Source organism: Clostridium sp. UBA1652, from assembly GCF_002320975.1.
Taxonomy (GTDB): domain Bacteria; phylum Bacillota; class Clostridia; order Clostridiales; family Clostridiaceae; genus Clostridium_T; species Clostridium_T intestinale.
In genome coordinates, this window is the sequence record NZ_DCLI01000092.1 from 249,333 (window position 1) to 265,183 (window position 15,851).

Consider the following 15,851-nt stretch of genomic DNA (forward strand, 5'->3'; position numbering starts at 1 on the left):
TAAAATATACCATTTATAGGAGATTATCAAGAGCTAAGTTAACCTTTAAAACATTTACTCCAGGCTGCCCCATAAAACCTAAAATCCTGTCTTTTGTATACTTACTTATAATCTCTTCAACTCTGCTTTCATCCATATTTCTAGCTTCAGCTATTCTTTTAACTTGAAACTCTGCTGCTTCCTTAGATATATATGGATCTACTCCACTACCTGATGAAGTAACTAAATCCATAGGAATATCTTCTTCATTTTTACTATCAAAATCTCTCCACCATTTTACTCTTTCTTCTACTAACTTTTGTTGCTCCTTACTTGTAGGTGAAAGATTTGTGTTACCCTTTGGTCTTCCTATTAGATATTTTTCACTTGTAAACTCTTGAGCTATTAACTCTGATCCATAATCCACCTTTGTTCCATCCTTGAGAGTAACTGTTATAATACTTCCATTTGCCTTATTAGAAAACAATAATTTTGCTACCCCTGTTACAGCTCCTGTATATATAACTCCGCATATTAATGTCATAGCAACAAAACACAAAAATGCAGGTTTTAAAGACTTAATAAAACTACTCATACTTCTCACCTCACGCAAGACCTAATACGGTCAATATAACATCAATAAATTTAATTGCAATAAAAGGTGCAATTATTCCTCCTAGTCCGTAAATCAATATATTTTTCTTTAATAGCTTTCCAGCTGGCAGCTCAACGTACTTTACCCCTTTTAAAGATAAGGGTATAAGCGCTACTATTATCAAAGCATTATATATTATGGCTGATAATATGGCACTTTTTGAACTTGTTAATCCCATCATATTAAGTGCTGTAAGCTGAGGATAAATACCAAAGAAAAGTACTGGAATTATTGCAAAATACTTTGCAACATCATTTGCAACACTAAATGTTGTAAGAGCACCTCTGGTCATTAATAACTGCTTTCCTATCCTAACTATATCAATAAGTTTAGTAGGGCTAGAGTCTAAATCCACCATATTACCAGCTTCTTTAGCTGCTTGAGTTCCTGTGTTCATTGCAACTGCTACATCTGCTTGTGCTAGAGCCGGCGCGTCGTTAGTTCCATCTCCAGTCATCGCAACTAAATGTCCACTTGCCTGATAATCACGAATAAGTTTAAGCTTAGCCTCTGGTGTAGCTTCTGCTAAAAAATCATCTACTCCAGCTTCAGCAGCAATTGCTGCCGCTGTCATAGGATTATCTCCAGTAATCATTATAGATTTTATTCCCATTTTTCTTAAATCTTCAAAACGTTCTTTAACTCCATTCTTTACTATATCTTTAAGATACACCACCCCTAAAACTTTTTTATTCTTTTCAACTACTAGCGGAGTGCCTCCAGCCTCAGCAACACGTTTAACGATTTGATCGCACTCTTCCGGATAATCTCCATCATTCTCCAATATATATTTCTTAACCGCATCTGCAGCTCCTTTACGAATATCATTCCCTTGAAAATCAATTCCACTCATTCTAGTTTTAGCTGTGAATTCTATAAAGGTCGCATTTATACTTGAAATATCTCTTCCTCTAATTCCAAATCTCACTTTAGCCAAAACTACTATGCTTCTTCCTTCTGCAGTTTCATCTGCCATAGAAGATAATTGAGCTGCATCTGCTAACTCCTCTTCTGTAACACCCTGTACTGGCAAGAACTCACTAGCCTGCCTGTTTCCTAATGTTATTGTTCCTGTCTTGTCTAATAAAAGCACATCCACATCTCCAGCCGCTTCTATAGCACGTCCGCTCATAGCTAAAACATTAGCTTGATTAAGTCTGCTCATACCTGCTATACCTATTGAAGAAAGTAACGCCCCTATAGTTGTTGGTGCTAAACACACAAGTAAAGCAATTATATTAGTAATAGAAATTGCCTCACCAGCTCCTGCTTGTTTACTGGAAAAACTTGAAAATGGTAATAAGGTTGCTGTAACTACTAGGAATATTATTGTTAAAGTTACAAGCAAGATCTGAAGAGCTATCTCATTAGGAGTCTTCTTCCTAGATGCTCCTTCAACCATAGCTATCATCTTATCCAAAAATCCTTGCCCTGGTTCTGCAGTAATTCTAATAACTAACCAGTCTGATACTAGGGTAGTCCCCCCTGTAACTGCACTTCTATCTCCACCTGATTCACGTATTACTGGTGCAGATTCTCCAGTGATTGCACTCTCATCTACTGATGCTGCTCCTTCTATGACCTCACCATCCATAGAAATCTGCTCTCCGACTTTTACTAAAACTATATCACCCTTTTTTAAAGTGTTTGATAGTACTTCAGTATAGTCTTGTAAGTTATTTTTAGATTTTAGTTTCTTTGCCTTTACGTCTTTTCTACTGCTACGTAAACTATCAGCTTGAGCTCTTCCTCTACCTTCAGCTATTGCTTCTGCAAAATTTGCAAATAATACAGTAATCCAAAGTATTAAAGATATAGTAAGAGTATATCCGCTACTTTCGTCTTTAACTCCAGTAAATGATAAAAAATATAAAACTGTTGTAAATATTGCTCCTATATAAACCACCAGCATGACAGGATTCTTAACCTGTATTTTAGGTGAAAGCTTTAGAAATGACTGTTTTAATGAATCATTAAATATATCTTTATTTGTACTCTTTTCCTTCATAATTCTCACCTCTATTTAAATGTTGTGAAATAGTCTGCTATTGGACCAAGTGCTAAAGCTGGTAAAAAACTTAGTGCAGCTATTATAAATATTACACCTATTAATAACCCTACAAACATGGTATTACTAGTTGAAAGAGTCCCCTCGCTTGTTGCAACGCTCTTTTTCTTTGCTAAGTTTTCAGCCAAGAAAATAGTAGCTACCATTGGTACGAATCTAACCAAGAACATAATCGCTCCACCAACCACATTTGTAAACACCGTATCTGCAGTAAATCCTCCAAATGCACTACCATTATTGTTTCCCATAGAGGAAAAAGCATAAAGTATCTCCGAGAAACCATGAGCCCCTGTGTTTGTGAGCCACTCTCCTGCATTAGGCATAGCCACAGCTGCAGCTGTACCAAGAAGAGTTAATAATGGTGGTGCTAAAACTATAAGACACACCATTTTCATATCAAAAGGCTCCACCTTTTTGCCTAGATATTCAGGAGTTCTTCCAACCATAAGTCCTGCTATAAATACAGTTAGAATTACAAAAGCCAACATTCCATATAATCCGCTTCCAACTCCACCAAATACTATTTCTCCTAGTTGCATTAAAAACATCAATATCATTCCACCAAGTGGTGTAAAGCTATCATGCATAGAATTTACTGACCCATTAGATGCTGCTGTAGTTGCAGTTCCCCAAAGTGCCGATTGCCCTACTCCATGGATAACTTCTTTACCCTCCATATTCCCACTACTTATAACTCCATTAAATGTTGGCGCTAAGAATTGTTCACTTAATGTAACCCCTACTAACGCAAGAACAAATAACACTCCCATAGCTATATAGATAGCCCTACCTTGTTTCATATCTTTAACCGCTTTTCCAAAAGATACACAAAGTGCTGCTGGAATCAATAGTATTAATATAGATTGAATAAAATTAGATATTACAGTAGGATTTTCTAGAGGAAATGCTGAATTTACTCCAAAGAATCCTCCTCCATTTGTTCCAAGCTGCTTAATTGCTATTTGGCTGGCTGCTGGTCCTAATGGTATTAATTGTGATATACCTCCCTGTAATGATGTTACTTCTTTGTATGGATTAAAGGTTTGTACAACTCCCTGTGATACCAATAAAACTGCAACAACAAAGGAAATAGGTATCAATACATATATAGTTATCCTTGTTAAGTCTACCCAAAAGTTACCTATAGTTTTTTGTTTTTTAATAATGAAACCTCTTATTAAAGCAAACACTACTGCTATACCAGTTGCTGCTGATACAAAGTTCTGAACAGTAAGTCCTAAAAACTGTGTTAAATAAGACAATGTTGACTCCCCAGAGTAAGCTTGCCAATTTGTATTAGTAACAAAACTAACTGCAGTATTAAAAGCAAGATGCCAACTTGTACCCTTAAGATTTTCAGTATTAAAAGGCAATACATTTTGCATTAATTGTAATATGAAAACAAAAAGTATTCCTACAATACTAAAGCTCATAACTGAAACTGCATATTTTTTTCCAGTCATATCCTCCTCTTTTTTCACACCTAAAAACCTATATATTAATGTTTCAATAGGTGCTAACAATCTTGATAGAAACACCTTTTGGCCACTCATAACCTTATAGATATATATACCTAAAGGAATAGAAAGAGTAACTAAAACAATTAAATAAAATAAATCTTGTAAAATTATATACTTCATAACTCTTCACCTCTAAACAATACATAAAATAGATAAATAAGCAAAATAACTGAACAAACTCCTGAAACTCCTAATATTACTTCCAACTTAATTCCCCCTTACAAAATTACATTATCTATCTTGTAATAAGATAATACTGCTCCTATCCATAAAGTTAGTGTTTAGAATATCTGTATGGGTATAAAGATTTCGTTAAGAAAAATATTTAAATAAAAAAGAGCCGTTAAAAACAGCTCTTTCATTTATCTTGTAAGTTTATTTATATCTATCTTAAGATTATTCTGCACTCTTTAAGGATTCCACCATGTCTATTTTCTTTAGCCTTCTGTACATTACTATGTTTACTAGTCCTGAAAATACTATTGTTAGTATGGCTGAGTAAACAAAATCTATAGCTTTAATTGTACGGACAAACATTACCATATCTATCTCTGCAGTTACTACAACATATCTATGTAGCCCTATCCCTAAAAATAATCCTAAGATGGTTCCTATTATAGATAAAACTACATTTTCTCTATAAACATAAGCAGCTACCTCACTATCATAAAATCCTAAAACCTTTATGGTTGCTAATTCTCTTATTCTTTCACTTATGTTTATATTAGTTAAATTATACATAACTACAAATGCTAATGCAGCAGCGGATACTATTAAAACTAACACTACTTTATCTATGCTTCCCATTGTTTGCTTAAAATGTTCACTGGTATTTGTTATGAAGCTAACAGAAGCTATATCAGTATTCTTCATAAGGTCTTTAGATAAAAAATCTTCTCCATCTTTACTCTTATCTGTAGTGGTTCCTACAAATCCATTATATTTAACTGGGACATCAAATAGCTCCTTATAATATTCCGGAGACATGTATATATAGTTCATGACATAGTGCTCCGTAATTCCATTTATCTTTACTTTAACTTTTTTATCATTTAACTTTATCTCAATATTATCCCCTTTAGACACCTCTAAAAGTTTAGAGAGCTTTTCAGTAATTACTACTCCATCTGAGGGAAGTTCAATGTCTTCATTATTATTAGCTAACTTAATGAAGTTCTTAATTTCACTCTTGTTTTCTGGTATAAATAAATAACTGTCTACTTCCCTATCATTCTCATTAGTTGTTTCAATATTCTTTTGGAAAATCATCAAAGTATTATCTAAGGTTTTATAATCCTTTAAGTCTTCTTTAAAATCAAGAAATTTACTTTCCTCAATCTCCGATTTTAGCTGAACAATCATGTCATATTTATATATCTCATTAAATTGTTTATCTGTTATTGACATAATTGAATTTTTAAGTCCAAAACCTGTGACTAATAATGCAGTACATCCTGATATGCCTATTATTGTCATAAAAAATCTCTTCTTATATCTAAGTATATTTCTCGCTGTAACCTTGCTAGTGAAAGACATCCTTCCCCATACAAAACCTACTCGCTCTAATAGTATTCTCTTCCCAGCCTTAGGAGTTCTAGGTCTCATAAGTACTGCTGGAACTGCTATTAGCTCCTTAGCACAGGCAAAAATAGCCGCAAGTGTAGTACATAAAACTGCAACTATTGTTGAAGTAACAGCTAACTCTACATTAAAAGGTGATATAATATCAGGAATCTCATACATAATTCTATAAGCATTAAAGATTACATTAGGGAAAAGTCTAAAGCCTACTAATACCCCTAAAACACTTCCTCCTATACTTGCTAGAAAAGAATATATGAAATAATGAAAGATTATAGATCCCTTTCCATAACCTAATGCCTTAAATGTTCCTATCTGGGTTCTTTGCTCCTCAACCATTCTAGTCATACTAGTTAAACAGACAAGGGTTGCAACTAAAAAGAAAATTAATGGGAATACATTACCTATTGCTCCTATTCTTTCTGAATCATCGCTAAACCCTCTTATTCCTATATTGGTATCTCGTCCAAGTACATACCAATCCTTATTTATATCCTTGATTTTTTCTTTTATAGGATTTACTATATCATTATATTTATCAGTAAAGTAATTTTCAGCCTTAGCATCTTTAACTATTACTGATAGTTCATTATATATTTTTTCTACTTCTAATCCAGGAATGTTAGGCATCTTAGGAATTGCTAATTCATAGGCTGCTTCTTCACCAATCTGAAAAAAAGCTTGAGTAGTTCCATTTCCTAAAGAATTATTTCCCCTTTGACTCTTATTCATATACAAAGATGAATTAACAGTCCCTACTATTTTAAATTTCTTAACTTCATTTTTTGTTTTAAGTTCTATTGAACTTCCTATTTTTAAACCTTCTTTTTCAAGAAATCTTTTCTCTGTTACTGCTTCCTCATTATTCTCTGGAAGTTTTCCATCTACTAATATAGGATTATTTACAGTTTCCTCTCCTATCTTTAAGGAATGTACTTTTATAGGTATTTCACTTTCCCCATTAACAGCTAAAGCATCAAAAGTATAACCTGCATAAACCTTCTCAACCCCATCTGTATTTTCTACTTTCTCTATGTCAGACTTCTTGAAACCAGTAGCCGAATAAATATCTAAATCTGATGCATTGCTATCATCTAAATACTTATCTGCAGTAATTTTCATGTCAGGGCTAGTTGCTCTAACCCCTGCAAAAAAGGACACCCCTATAGCTACAATAATGAATATAGACAAAAATCTTGATTTACTCGTAGTTATATCCTTTAATATATTTTTTCTATATGCTCTTTTCATTCTTACCATTCAATCCTTTCTACAGGTATTGGATTGTCATTTGTTGTTACGCTATGAACTTTCCCATTTCTCACCTTTATTACTTTATCAGCCATTGGTGCAATAGCTGAATTATGAGTAATAACAATAACAGTCATTCCATGGTGTCTGCAAGTATCTTGAAGAAGTTTCAATATAGATTTCCCAGTATTATAGTCTAACGCTCCTGTTGGCTCATCACACAACAAGAGTTTTGGGTTTTTAGCTAATGCTCTAGCTATAGCAACTCTTTGTTGCTCTCCACCTGATAATTGAGCAGGAAAATTAAATTTTCTCTCCTTAAGGCCCACTTGATCTAATACTTTTTCTGGATTTAATGGGTTTTTACATATTTGAGAAGCTAATTCAACATTTTCAATAGCTGTAAGGTTTTGAACTAAGTTATAAAATTGAAACACAAATCCTATATCATGTCTTCTATAGGTAGTTAACTGCCTAGAATTATATTTTTCTATTTCACTGCCATCTACAGTTATTTCTCCACTGGTTGGGAAATCCATTCCACCTAAAATATTAAGCACTGTTGTCTTCCCTGCCCCACTTGGCCCTACAACTATTACAAATTCACCTTTATCTATAGAAAAGTTAACACCGTCAACTGCTTTTATCTCTACTTCTCCCATTTTATAGCTTTTCTTAACGTCTTTTAGTTCTATATATTTTTCCACTTTTACTCCTCCCATAAGACAAATATTAATAAATACGTAATCACTTTATTCATATTATACTCTTAAGCAAATATATTAGCCGCTAATTTAATACAAATTTAATAAAATAAAGGGTCAGCTATTTAAAGCCAACCCTCATATTAAAACATATACTCTTAATTATTTATTACATCGGTTCTTATGATATTTCTAACATATTTCTTTTAATAAATTAGCCATCTCAATTGCTGAAACTGCTGAATCATATCCCTTGTTTCCAGCCTTAGTTCCTGCTCTCTCTATAGCTTGTTCTATACTATCTGTTGTAAGTACTCCAAATATTACAGGAATTCCTGAGTTTAATGAAACATTGGCTATTCCTTTAGAGGTTTCTGCACATACATAATCAAAATGTGGTGTAGCTCCTCTTATTACAGCTCCTAAACATATAACTCCATCATATTTATTTTTTTCAACCATCTTTTTAGCTACTAATGGTATTTCAAAAGCTCCTGGAACCCAAGCTATTTCAATATCTTCCTCTTTTACACCATGTCTTTTAAGTCCATCTATAGCTCCACCTAAAAGTTTAGATACTATAAACTCATTAAATCTTCCTACAACTATACTAAATTTTAATCCTTCTGCTACTAAATTGCCTTCATAATTTATCATTTTTATTCTCTCCTTATATTTAAATATTTAATAAGTGTCCCATTTTTTCTTTTTTTGTCTCTAAATAATGTTTATTTCTTTCGTTGTGATTCATCTGAATTGGTACTCTCTCAACTACCTCTAAATCATAGCCGTTAAGTGCTGATATTTTCCTTGGGTTGTTAGTCATTAATCTTAACTTTGTTGCTCCAAGTTCTTTAAGTATTTGAGCTCCTATGCCATAGTCCCTCATATCTTCAGGAAAGCCTAAAGCTAAGTTTGCCTCTACTGTATCTAATCCTTCATCTTGAAGCTTGTACGCTTTTAATTTATTGATAAGTCCTATCCCTCTTCCTTCTTGTCTCATGTAAAGAAGAATTCCCTTACCTTCCTCAGCTATTTTTTTCATTGCAGCATCGTATTGTTCTCCACAGTCACATCTTTTTGAACCTAAGGCATCTCCTGTTAAACATTCAGAATGAACCCTAACCAAAACAGGCTCTCCTTCTTTTACATCTCCCATAACTAGTGCTACATGGTGTTCTCCGTTTAACTTATTTATAAATCCTACTATCTTAAAATCTCCATACTTTGTAGGCATTGAGGTTTCCACTACTTTATCTATAAGTTGTTCTCTATGTCTTCTATACTCTACTAAATCAGCAATAGTTATTATTTTTAGATTATGCTTTGAGGAGAATTCCATTAAGTCTGGAATTCTTGCCATTGTTCCGTCATCCTTCATTATTTCACATATAACCCCAGCGCCTTTAAATCCTGCTAACTTTGCTAAATCCACCGCAGCCTCTGTATGCCCTATTCTTTTTAGAACTCCACCCTTTTTCGAAATCAATGGAAATATATGTCCGGGTCTTCTAAAATCCTCTGCCTTTGATTCTTTATTTAATAAATGTTTTATAGTATCTGCTCTTTCAAATACAGAAATACCAGTTGTTGTATCCTTATGGTCAATAGAAACAGTAAAAGCAGTTTCATGATTATCAGTATTTTTTTCAACCATCTCATTAATATCTAATTTTCTTAATAAAGCTTCTTCTGCTGGCACACATATAAGTCCTTTGCCGAAGGTTGCCATAAAATTAATATGCTCACCTTCAACTTTTTCAGCAGCCATAAGTAAATCCCCTTCATTTTCCCTATCTTCATCATCAACAACTATTATTATCTTGCCATCTTTAATATCCTGTATTGCTTCATCAATAGTATTAAATTTGTACATATCTAACCCTCCCTTAGAATCCGTTATTTATTAGAAAATCCATGGTTATAGACTTCTTTTCATCATTCTTTTTATTAAATCCAAGTAATTTTTCTACATACTTTCCTATAACATCACACTCAAGATTTACTTCTTCACCTATTTTCTTTTTAAGTAAAGTAGTTTCTTCACTTGTATGAGGTATTATAGATACCTTAAACTTCCTATCATCAACATAGGCTACCGTTAAACTTATTCCATCTATTGCTATTGATCCTTTCTCAACAACATATTTCAAGATTTCTCTATCAGTATCTATGGTGATCCAAACAGCATTTCCTTCTTTCTCATAGGATGTTATCTTTCCTTTTCCATCTATATGTCCACTTACTATGTGTCCTCCAAATCTGCTATTTGCAGCCATGGCTCTTTCAAGATTAACTTTATCTCCTTTTTTAAGAGTTCCTAAGTTACTTCTTCTAACAGTTTCCCCCATAACATCTGCATAAAAATAATTTTTCCCTATATCTGTAACAGTGAGGCAAACCCCATTAGTACTAATACTATCTCCTAAATAAGTTTCCTCAAGAACCTTAGAAGCTTGTACTTTTATTCTCAAAATATTCTGTGAGGCTTCAAAATCTACAACAGTTCCTATTTCTTCAACTATTCCTGTAAACATACCTTCACCCCCTTAAATATCCCTCAATCAATAAATCTTCTCCTAAAAACTTTGTTGATATATTCTTAATATTAAAAGCTTCACTTAAGACTCCAATTCCAACCCCTTCAACCGGTGTTTTAGCCTTATCTCCACCTATTATTTTAGGGGCTATATAAAACTCTACCTTGTCTACTAATCCTGCTTCTAGAAAAGAAAAGTTTAACGTTCCTCCTCCCTCCAACAAAACACCATCTATTTTTAATCTTCCAAGCTCTTCTATAAGTTTCCTTATATCAACTCGCTCATCTTTATCCTGTAATATTAATACCTCTATTCCTCTATCTTTTAATTGTTTTATCTTATCTTTTGAAGCTTTTTCTGTAGTTGCTATCAGACATCTGGATTCATTACTAATATCTAAAACCCTACTGTCTAGTGGAATTCTAAGCTTACTATCAACTATTATTCTCATTGGATTTCTACCATTAGGCACTCTACATGTTAGTGAAGGATTATCTTTAATAACTGTATTAACTCCAACCATAATGGCTGAATATTTATTTCTAAGTTTATGCACATTTTCTCTTGAGATTTCTCCAGTTATCCACATAGATTCCCCAGAAGTTGTGGCTATTTTTCCATCTAAACTCATAGCTGCTTTAAGTAGCACGTAAGGCTCATTACTTAAAATGTATTTATTAAACACCTCATTAAGTTTTATGCATTCCTCTTCTAAAACCCCAACCTTAACCTCTATTCCAGCTTTCTTTAACTTTTCTATACTTTTTCCTGCAACTAATGGATTAGGATCTATTTGTCCTATAACAACTTTAGAAAATCCATGTTTTATAATGGAATCAACACAAGGCGGTGTTTTACCATAGTGATGACAAGGCTCCAAGGTGACATAGATAGTAGCTCCTCCTAAGGATTCCTTAGAATTTTTTATAGCATTTATTTCTGCATGAGCTCCACCATAAAACTCATGGTATCCTTCTCCAATTATTTTGTTGTTCTTTACTATTAATGCCCCAACTAGTGGATTAGGATTTACCTTTCCTTCTCCTTCCTTAGCTAACTCTAGTGCTCTTTTCATAAACTTTTCATCCATAACATTCCTCCTAACAAAAATCTCAAGGCAAGTACGTTAAAATAAAAAATACCCCAAGCAAACGCTCAGGGCACAATAAACCAAAAGTAAATAAAACCTATTATAACAAATAAAAAAGCTCTGAAATCCTAAAATTTCAGAGCTTATAAATGCGAAATAGCCATATTATTAAGTAAGCTTAATAATACCTTTTACTCATCTTCTTCCATCCAGACTTTACTGTCGGCCTCGGAATTTCACCGAATCATGCTAAAAAATAGCTCGTGGGCTTTACCACCGGTAGGGAATTTCACCCTGCCCTGAAGACCTTATATAATTATGAGTAAATTATATAGTTAAAGTTTTATCATGTCAACCTTTTAAAAGTTAGGAGTAAATCCACAATATCCCACTTCGTCACACTTTTCCTTCATATTTGTCCATCTTGCTTCATCTTTTATTGCTTCTAAAGCTGATGGATATAATATATAGTTTTCTTTAAATATATGATCTCTTAAGTTAAATATAATGTATTTAGCTGTTTCATCTAAATCTGCTTTAAATGCCTCAAAATTAATATACTTTATATTTTCTCCTAAAGATTTTAACCTTCTCTTTTTTGCTCTTAAATCCTCATGTTCCATCTTCATAATTCTAGTAGGTCCAGTTATGCCTTCCTTCTCCATCTCTAAAAACAAAACATTTTCTTCTCTTTGATGGTGATTTTCTGCATCTAATATATTATCTGCTAAAGTTATAATTTTAGCGAATTCTTCCTTAGTAGAATCATAGTCCTTAAAACCTTGTATGGCTTTATTTAACTCTTCCAATTCTGTTAAAAAGCCTAATATAACATCATGTTCTTCCACCATAGTATTAACTACGTGTCCTGGATATATTTTTGTCTTTAACTTCTCAAGTTCATCCTTTAGCACTTCCATGTGTATTTCACATAGTCCTCTTAGGTCCTCAGGTTTCATGCCTTCCTCTATTAAATTTTGTTCTGCTACAGATAATTCCATAGGAGTGATTTCTTTTACTATCTTTAAAGCTTCCCCTCTAACTTCTTCTGTGGCACCCTCTGTATTTAATCGCTTTAATATATGCGATAAATTTTCTACCCTCTCTGTATTCATCTCAAAACCCTCCTAGTTAAATCATTTCAAATAAGACACTGTTTTCTTTGTAGATATGCATAAATAAGTTTTTTTCTAATTCATGTAACTTATGATATGCAAGTTTAAAAGTTGTGCAAGCACCTGCTGGTGGAGTAAAGTCTCTTGTAAGCTCTTCCATTTCCTTAAGAATGTCCCCAGCTCCATCATGTTCTGATTCTGTTTCTTCAATATACTTAATTAATTCTGCTTTTTTAACTTCATCTTTACTATAAAAATACTCTTCCATAAGTGGGAATAAGTTTTCTTCCTCTTTAATTAAATGTTCCTCTAGCTCAGTTTTTAAACTTCCAAATAGCTTATGAAGTTTTAGAAGTTCTTCTCCATTATGGTTAAAGTGTACTTTTAAAATTTTCAATAATAGTCCATCAATCTCTTTTATTTCTCTATAAGTATATTGATGATGCGTGTCTACTATATGCTTTATTAGGTCTAATGGTTTTTCTTTTCTCCAATCCTTATACTCTTTATTGCTTTCTAAAAATTTCTCATATTCATCATTTAACTTGTCAACAAACAAATCAACATTTAATCCTTTATCTTTAAGTGCAGCACCTAAACTATCATGTCCTCCACAGCAATAATCTATCTTTACTTCGTTAAATATCTTACTAGAATCAGGAAATATTGAAACAACCTCTCCAAGTTTTTGATTCGCATTTATAACTCTACTCATTTTTAACACCCTCCAAAAATTCTTGTTTTCTATGAACTAATAATAACTTGTATTAAAATATTAAAATATGATTCAAGTCACACTTTTAAAAAAGCTACAAAATTTAAATTCTTTTGCTCTTTTGCGCAATTGCGCAATTGATGTTTTACGCAATTGCGCAATTATACACTTCTGCCCTGTAGGAGCTCCTCTCAGCTCCATTAAATTCCTTTTAGCTTCTCTCAAAAAAAATGATTAGACTGACGCTGAGAAGAGCGTCTACCGAATAGATGTGTAGAAACTCTTCTTCTCAAGAGTTTCATTAGAATCATAAAAAATAACCAGCAAATTTTGCTGGTTACTTAAATTTAAAATTTATTCTATTCAATTACCTTATATACTCCCTTTGTTTCTTCGATGGTTATTTTACTTTCAGCTATAACTTTATCATTTTTCTTTGCTTTTAAAGTAACTTCAATTAAACTTGATTTTTCTTTTTTTGTATCTAAAGTTGGACTCCATAATACAGCTTCACCTGTATTAGTTATTTCCTTTTGAGATTCATTTTTTATTGTATTTATAAACCCACCTTCTGTGGTGCTCCAAGTGTATTCTATATCTTTAGTTTGTTCTTTTATCTCTAGCTCTGGAGTCATTGTAACTCCCTGTACTGAAGATAATTCTAACACGTAGGTTTTTATGTCCGTTCTTATAGATAATTTAGGTTCTTCTGATTTACATGAAGTCAAAATTAAAGGTATTATTAAAACCATTAATAAATAAGACCTTCTCTTCACTGTTCTCCTCCTTAATAATTATTCTACGTAATCCCTAAGTCCTTCTTCATCTTTTATAAAGATTATTTTGTTTCCAATCATCTTAATTACCTCTATTTCCTCAAGCTTAGATAACTTTCTACTTATAGTTTCTCTTGTGAGTCCTGTATAGTTTGCCATCTCTTCCCTATTTATCGGAAGTTTTATTTCTATACCGTCTTCTTTTTTTACTCCGTAGTCTTTAGAAAATTCCAAAAGCATGTGTGCTATTCTTATTTCAGCATCATTTGTAGCTAAGGTTTGTGCTAGATTTTCTGTCTGGGCTAGTTTTTTTGTAACCTCAGTAAGGATTTTTAAAGAAATCTCAGGATTCTTCAGTATAATTTGGTGCATATCTTCTTTAGTTAAGGTACATATTTTCACCTTACTTATAGCAAATGCAGAGAAGTTATGGGTTTCTCCTTCATTAAAAAGGCTTAATTCACCAAAGAAGTCTCCACTAGATAAAATATGTATTATCTGCTCTTTACCATCTTTAGTTATTTTAGAAAGTTTGACTTTTCCGTCATTTATTATAAATAAAGTTTCTGATTTTTCCCCTTCATGACAAAGAGCTTCACCATTTTTATATTCTCTATGTCCTGTCAAATTTTTTATGGCAAGTAGCTCCTCATCTGAAAGAAATGAAAATATAGGAACCTTCCTTACGCATAATTCATTTTTACAATTTCCACAATTACATTCTCTCATTGTAGTCACCTCAAATTTTTACTATGATATAATTAGATTATATATTTTATGGGAGGTATTTTCTATGGAAATAAACACGGAAATTTTAAAAGGATTTATAGGAACATATACTAAAGGTGATAGCAAGGGTATTTATAATTTTTCTTTTAATGCAAATTTAGGAGAAGTAAATAATATAAATGTAGCTGGAGAGCTTGGCAATCCAACTTATATAGCTATATCATCAAACAAAAAATATTTATATTCAGTAATGAAAGATGGAGATATGGGTGGAGTTGCTGCTTATTTAATAAATAAAGATGATTTAAGCCTATCTCTTCTAAACTATAAACTTTTCCCTGGGTCTTCACCTTGTCATCTAATTACTAATAAAGATGATTCTTATTTATTTTCTGCAAATTATCACACTGGTGAGATAAACTGTTATCCATTAAATGAGGATGGTTCTTTATGTGATCCTTCATCTAGAGTTTTTCATGAAGGAACTGGTCCAAACAAGGATAGACAAGAGAAAGCTCATGCTCATTTTGTAGGTCTTACTCCTAATGAAGAAAAACTTCTTGCCATAGATTTAGGTATTGATAAAATGGTAGTTTATGATTATAAAGATGGGAATCTTGTTGAGGATTCTTCTCTTACTGTAAAGTTTGAAGGTGGATCTGGTCCAAGACACATGACCTTCCATCCTAATAAAAACTTTGCTTTTTTACTTAGCGAGCTAACTTCTGAAGTATTTGTACTAAAATATAATCCTTCTAATAATGTTTTTGAAATTGTTCAAAAGATATCTGCCTTACCTGAAAACCTTAATGGCAAAAGCAAAGCATCTGCTATACATATTTCATCTGACGGAAGATTTTTATATACTTCCAATCGTGGATATGATTCTATAGCTGTGTTTGCTGTAGATTCTGAAACTTCTCTTTTATCTTTAGTAGAAATAACAGAAACTAAAGGTAAATACCCTAGAGACTTCGTCATAGATCCTACAGGGAATTATATTATTGTTCCCCATGAAGGCAGCGATAATATGACTATGTTCTCTAGAGACAAAAATACTGGAAAGATGACTAAACTTGATCAAGAATACACTGTTCCAAGTGGTGTTTGCATAAAATTTCTTTAATG

15 protein-coding genes and 1 riboswitch are annotated in these 15,851 nt (G+C 32.6%); of the genes, 1 reads left to right on the forward strand and 14 read right to left on the reverse strand.

Annotation, left to right across the window (positions count from 1 at the left end; all coding sequences use genetic code 11):
- Positions 1–13: 13 nt before the first annotated feature.
- The 14 genes from kdpC to B3N22_RS21965 all read right to left on the reverse strand — a co-directional run bounded on the left by kdpC (position 14) and on the right by B3N22_RS21965 (position 14,723).
- On the reverse strand, positions 14–562 hold the full coding sequence (gene kdpC / locus B3N22_RS21900) for a K(+)-transporting ATPase subunit C (protein ID WP_414632254.1): 549 nt from the start codon (positions 560–562) through the stop codon (positions 14–16).
- Between the two features lie 22 nt (positions 563–584).
- A complete protein-coding gene (gene kdpB / locus B3N22_RS21905) occupies positions 585–2,642 on the reverse strand; it encodes a potassium-transporting ATPase subunit KdpB (protein ID WP_286910561.1) in 2,058 nt (685 codons plus the stop codon).
- Positions 2,643–2,653: 11 nt separating this feature from the next.
- The gene (gene kdpA / locus B3N22_RS21910; protein ID WP_286910562.1) at positions 2,654–4,342 is read right to left on the reverse strand and encodes a potassium-transporting ATPase subunit KdpA; all 1,689 of its coding nucleotides are present in this window, start codon (positions 4,340–4,342) and stop codon (positions 2,654–2,656) included.
- Positions 4,339–4,428 (reverse strand): K(+)-transporting ATPase subunit F, encoded by a 90-nt coding sequence (gene kdpF, locus B3N22_RS21915; protein ID WP_286910564.1) that lies wholly within the window; start codon positions 4,426–4,428, stop codon positions 4,339–4,341. Before kdpF ends, kdpA begins: the two co-directional genes overlap by 4 nt.
- A 190-nt stretch (positions 4,429–4,618) precedes the next feature.
- A complete protein-coding gene (locus tag B3N22_RS21920) occupies positions 4,619–7,063 on the reverse strand; it encodes an ABC transporter permease (RefSeq protein ID WP_286910567.1) in 2,445 nt (814 codons plus the stop codon).
- Entirely contained in the window at positions 7,057–7,761 is a 705-nt protein-coding gene (locus tag B3N22_RS21925) for an ABC transporter ATP-binding protein (RefSeq protein WP_286910568.1), read from the reverse strand. The genes B3N22_RS21920 and B3N22_RS21925 overlap by 7 nt, the downstream gene beginning before the upstream one ends.
- Positions 7,762–7,950: 189 nt before the next feature.
- Complete coding sequence (ribH, locus tag B3N22_RS21930; RefSeq protein WP_286910570.1) at positions 7,951–8,415, reverse strand: 6,7-dimethyl-8-ribityllumazine synthase; 465 nt, start codon at positions 8,413–8,415, stop codon at positions 7,951–7,953.
- A 19-nt stretch (positions 8,416–8,434) separates the two neighbouring features.
- The gene (locus B3N22_RS21935) at positions 8,435–9,634 is read right to left on the reverse strand and encodes a bifunctional 3,4-dihydroxy-2-butanone-4-phosphate synthase/GTP cyclohydrolase II (RefSeq protein WP_286910572.1); all 1,200 of its coding nucleotides are present in this window, start codon (positions 9,632–9,634) and stop codon (positions 8,435–8,437) included.
- A gap of 13 nt (positions 9,635–9,647) precedes the next feature.
- On the reverse strand, positions 9,648–10,295 hold the full coding sequence (gene ribE / locus B3N22_RS21940) for a riboflavin synthase (protein WP_286910574.1): 648 nt from the start codon (positions 10,293–10,295) through the stop codon (positions 9,648–9,650).
- 4 nt (positions 10,296–10,299) lie between these two features.
- Positions 10,300–11,388, reverse strand: coding sequence for a bifunctional diaminohydroxyphosphoribosylaminopyrimidine deaminase/5-amino-6-(5-phosphoribosylamino)uracil reductase RibD (ribD, locus tag B3N22_RS21945; protein ID WP_286910576.1), 1,089 nt, complete (start codon positions 11,386–11,388; stop codon positions 10,300–10,302).
- A gap of 193 nt (positions 11,389–11,581) precedes the next feature.
- Positions 11,582–11,699, reverse strand: a riboswitch (FMN riboswitch).
- A 48-nt stretch (positions 11,700–11,747) separates the two neighbouring features.
- Entirely contained in the window at positions 11,748–12,503 is a 756-nt protein-coding gene (locus B3N22_RS21950; RefSeq protein WP_073020131.1) for a DUF438 domain-containing protein, read from the reverse strand.
- A 16-nt stretch (positions 12,504–12,519) separates the two neighbouring features.
- Positions 12,520–13,218 carry an iron-sulfur cluster repair di-iron protein gene (gene ric / locus B3N22_RS21955; RefSeq protein ID WP_181601814.1) on the reverse strand — a complete coding sequence of 233 codons (699 nt, stop codon included), beginning with the start codon at positions 13,216–13,218 and terminating at the stop codon, positions 12,520–12,522.
- Positions 13,219–13,577: 359 nt separating this feature from the next.
- Entirely contained in the window at positions 13,578–13,994 is a 417-nt protein-coding gene (locus B3N22_RS21960; RefSeq protein WP_286910580.1) for a hypothetical protein, read from the reverse strand.
- An 18-nt stretch (positions 13,995–14,012) separates the two neighbouring features.
- On the reverse strand, positions 14,013–14,723 hold the full coding sequence (locus B3N22_RS21965) for a Crp/Fnr family transcriptional regulator (RefSeq protein WP_286910582.1): 711 nt from the start codon (positions 14,721–14,723) through the stop codon (positions 14,013–14,015).
- Between the two features lie 64 nt (positions 14,724–14,787).
- Between B3N22_RS21965 and B3N22_RS21970 the strand changes: the two genes are divergently transcribed.
- Complete coding sequence (locus B3N22_RS21970) at positions 14,788–15,849, forward strand: lactonase family protein (protein WP_286910584.1); 1,062 nt, start codon at positions 14,788–14,790, stop codon at positions 15,847–15,849.
- Positions 15,850–15,851 lie beyond the last annotated feature (2 nt).

Excerpts from the sequence above, each read along its gene's own strand:
- B3N22_RS21965 (WP_286910582.1), bottom strand. The coding sequence starts at position 14,723 with ATGAGAGAATGTAATTGTGGAAATTGTAAAAATGAATTATGCGTAAGG.
- B3N22_RS21950 (WP_073020131.1), bottom strand. The coding sequence starts at position 12,503 with ATGAATACAGAGAGGGTAGAAAATTTATCGCATATATTAAAGCGATTA.
- B3N22_RS21935 (WP_286910572.1), bottom strand. The coding sequence starts at position 9,634 with ATGTACAAATTTAATACTATTGATGAAGCAATACAGGATATTAAAGAT.
- B3N22_RS21970 (WP_286910584.1), top strand. The coding sequence starts at position 14,788 with ATGGAAATAAACACGGAAATTTTAAAAGGATTTATAGGAACATATACT.
- B3N22_RS21920 (WP_286910567.1), bottom strand. The coding sequence starts at position 7,063 with ATGGTAAGAATGAAAAGAGCATATAGAAAAAATATATTAAAGGATATA.
- ribE (WP_286910574.1), bottom strand. The coding sequence starts at position 10,295 with ATGTTTACAGGAATAGTTGAAGAAATAGGAACTGTTGTAGATTTTGAA.
- ribH (WP_286910570.1), bottom strand. The coding sequence starts at position 8,415 with ATGATAAATTATGAAGGCAATTTAGTAGCAGAAGGATTAAAATTTAGT.
- kdpB (WP_286910561.1), bottom strand. The coding sequence starts at position 2,642 with ATGAAGGAAAAGAGTACAAATAAAGATATATTTAATGATTCATTAAAA.
- kdpA (WP_286910562.1), bottom strand. The coding sequence starts at position 4,342 with ATGAAGTATATAATTTTACAAGATTTATTTTATTTAATTGTTTTAGTT.
- ric (WP_181601814.1), bottom strand. The coding sequence starts at position 13,218 with ATGAGTAGAGTTATAAATGCGAATCAAAAACTTGGAGAGGTTGTTTCA.
- ribD (WP_286910576.1), bottom strand. The coding sequence starts at position 11,388 with ATGGATGAAAAGTTTATGAAAAGAGCACTAGAGTTAGCTAAGGAAGGA.